Annotated in this window: 6 protein-coding genes; all 6 read right to left on the reverse strand. The window is 37.4% G+C overall.

All coding sequences use genetic code 11. The annotated features are described in order from the left end of the window. The coding region (locus ABHN01_RS24725) for a gas vesicle protein (protein WP_429877749.1) at positions 1-276 on the reverse strand (276 nt) is incomplete at its 3' end. 27 nt (positions 277-303) lie between these two features. Continuing rightward, positions 304-588 carry a gas vesicle protein K gene (locus tag ABHN01_RS24730; RefSeq protein WP_290399124.1) on the reverse strand — a complete coding sequence of 95 codons (285 nt, stop codon included), beginning with the start codon at positions 586-588 and terminating at the stop codon, positions 304-306. Further along, positions 575-829 carry a gas vesicle protein gene (locus tag ABHN01_RS24735; RefSeq protein WP_290399123.1) on the reverse strand — a complete coding sequence of 85 codons (255 nt, stop codon included), beginning with the start codon at positions 827-829 and terminating at the stop codon, positions 575-577. The genes ABHN01_RS24730 and ABHN01_RS24735 overlap by 14 nt, the downstream gene beginning before the upstream one ends. A 27-nt stretch (positions 830-856) precedes the next feature. Further along, a complete protein-coding gene (locus tag ABHN01_RS24740; protein ID WP_429877750.1) occupies positions 857-1,663 on the reverse strand; it encodes a GvpL/GvpF family gas vesicle protein in 807 nt (268 codons plus the stop codon). Between the two features lie 10 nt (positions 1,664-1,673). Further along, positions 1,674-1,931 (reverse strand): gas vesicle protein GvpG, encoded by a 258-nt coding sequence (locus ABHN01_RS24745; RefSeq protein ID WP_429877751.1) that lies wholly within the window; start codon positions 1,929-1,931, stop codon positions 1,674-1,676. Next, on the reverse strand, positions 1,928-2,394 hold a 467-nt coding region (locus ABHN01_RS24750; RefSeq protein WP_429877752.1), incomplete at its 5' end, for a GvpL/GvpF family gas vesicle protein. The genes ABHN01_RS24750 and ABHN01_RS24745, both read right to left, overlap by 4 nt.

The following is a 2,394-nucleotide window of genomic DNA, read 5'->3' on the forward strand; positions in this document are numbered from 1 at the left end:
TAATTGAATACGCTCGTTTAATTTCCGATTTTCCTCTTCTAATTTTTGCTGTCCTTCATTCGCTTTCGATGATAAATAAGGGTCATTTTCCCACCAGTCCATGCCAATTTCCTTCGCTTTATCTACAGAAGCGACAATTAGACGAATCTTAATGGTTAATAATTCGACGTCAGCAATGCCAACGGTAATATCTCCAGCAATGACGACCCCTTTATCCAGTATCTTTTCCAAAACGTCTACGATTGTGCTGGATTGTGTGGGATGCTCCACTGCCATTTCAATCACTCCTTACTATTGGTTTGGCTAAAGTAACTTGCCCAATGGTCCAAGGTCAATATTTAAATCTTCATCTTTAAGATTAAATATCTCTTTTAATTCATCCATCTTCACTTCTAAATTCATTAGTGCGACTCCTAAATTTTCAATCTGTTCCTCAGTTAATGTTCCGCCATCTACCCGGCGGATAGCATGTCTTTCAACAATTTGCCTTAGCAATTCGATAACCGTCAAAACCAGTTGGGCTAAACCATGCTCTGCATGATCAGGGTCTAGGGTAATCCTGCTATTGGCCGGATTATTGACTTGCATACATTAGCTCCTCCCTCTGTTTATCAAATTCCTCGGACGAAATTTCCTTCCGGTTGCCCGATTGGGAAGCAACAAGAGTTTCGACAGAAGCGATTAACACACGCAGATCTAAATAGACCAAATCGACACCAGCAATAGAGATTACTAGATCTCCTTTAATCGCTACACCTTTGTCTAATATGACATCCAATATATCAATAAGAGCAATGTTTTTATTTTCAACGGATTCCCTATTGCTCATATGTCGACTTTCCTCCTTTCCCTCTTTTTAAGCCATGCTTGCAAAATGATATGCAGGCCAAGGACCTGAAGCTTCAAATTTCCAACCGTATTCTTCCATTTCTTTTGTCATGCTATTAATTTCTTCTAAATACTCTTCAACTCGATCAACCGCTATAAGATAAACACTATTCCAGCTCATATCATATTTCTTTCCGGTTACGTCCTTGCTCCAATTATTTTTCACTGTATGATTTAAGGAAAATTGTTTCAATCTATCATGAATTTGTTCACAAACTGACTCTTTTTCAGTTTCAAGTTCTTTATCTAACAATTGATCCAGCTTTCTTTTCTCAAAAAATTGCCTTCCTGGAGGTAACTTGCTTATCTCCTCCTTTTTTGATGCGATATTTATATTTCGGCCACTTACATATTTCTTTAAAAGTGAGTCATCACAGTAGATTTTTAAATTCCATTCCTCAGTTTCAGCCAAATGTAAAAACGAGTCTGTTATTTTTTCCTGATTATTTTCAATCGTTTTTCTCATGCTGTTCTCGTTTTTATAAATGGTGCAAAATTTCATTGGAATTACCGTATATTTTTGTTTGAGGTTTAATAAGGCATTATGATGATGCAAAGCTTTTTTCTGCAGCCACTCCATATTATTGTTGATCTTTTCTTCAATCGATGCTTCTGAATACTCTTTAGAATCAAGATTACATACAACCGCGGTAATCTTGCCGATTTGCACCGAATAGGCTTCTTTTTGTTCATCTAGTCCCTTAAACGGGATTACCGATTCCCTTTTCTCCTCTTCCGTGGGAATAAGTCCGTATAAATAAATCAAATCGCTCATTTTAATCCCCTCATTTCTGCTGCTTCGTCATATTGTCCCATTGTTCCATTTCCCGCTTCTTGGCTGCCTCATAACGGATCAATAATTCCTCTTCTTGTTCCCTGTATAATTTCTCAGGTATTTCATCCAGCTCATACAACATTTGAAGGTGCACAAGCTTTTGCTGAATATTAGAAATATCATACAGTTCTCTGTCTGCTTCTTCTTTCACTTTTTCACCGACCTTAAAGACGAGGTTCATTGGGGCAGTGAATAGTTTGTGAATCATTTATTTTCCTCCACTTTAAGTTTTATATTTATAAAATTGTAAGCCGGCCAGGGACCCGAATATTTGAATTCAACTTTGCCGTCCCATTTTTCAAAGGCTTCATTTATCTTCTGGTCAAAAAGTTCCTCTTGGCTCCGATCAATCAAAAATGCAGCGTTTAACAACATCGTTTCTCCGATGGGTTCATTTGCAACTGAGGCTGCAGCCACTTCTTTTAATGGTTCAAAAATCTCTGATTTAATATCCTCCTGGAGAGAAGCAAAGAATTGGTTAGCCATCCCTCCAAGCTTAATACGGTCATAAAAGCCGGCGTTGTCTGACTTGCCTTGAACGGTTTGTTTCATTTTTTCTACTTCAGGACTTTTATTAATTTCATTTTCCAGCCATTCTTTTTTTCCGATAACTTTTAATCCGAGCTCGATTTTTCCTTTAATTTCAGGAAATAACTTATTGAACTGGGGAT

The sequence above is a fragment of the Fictibacillus sp. NRS-1165 genome (assembly GCF_050468105.1).
Taxonomy (GTDB): Bacteria; Bacillota; Bacilli; order Bacillales; family Fictibacillaceae; genus Fictibacillus_C; species Fictibacillus_C terrinigri.

Coding starts and splice junctions, on each gene's coding strand:
- ABHN01_RS24740 (WP_429877750.1), bottom strand. CDS start 1,663: ATGAGCGATTTGATTTATTTATACGGACTTATTCCCACGGAAGAGGAG.
- ABHN01_RS24745 (WP_429877751.1), bottom strand. CDS start 1,931: ATGATTCACAAACTATTCACTGCCCCAATGAACCTCGTCTTTAAGGTC.
- ABHN01_RS24735 (WP_290399123.1), bottom strand. CDS start 829: ATGAGCAATAGGGAATCCGTTGAAAATAAAAACATTGCTCTTATTGAT.
- ABHN01_RS24730 (WP_290399124.1), bottom strand. CDS start 588: ATGCAAGTCAATAATCCGGCCAATAGCAGGATTACCCTAGACCCTGAT.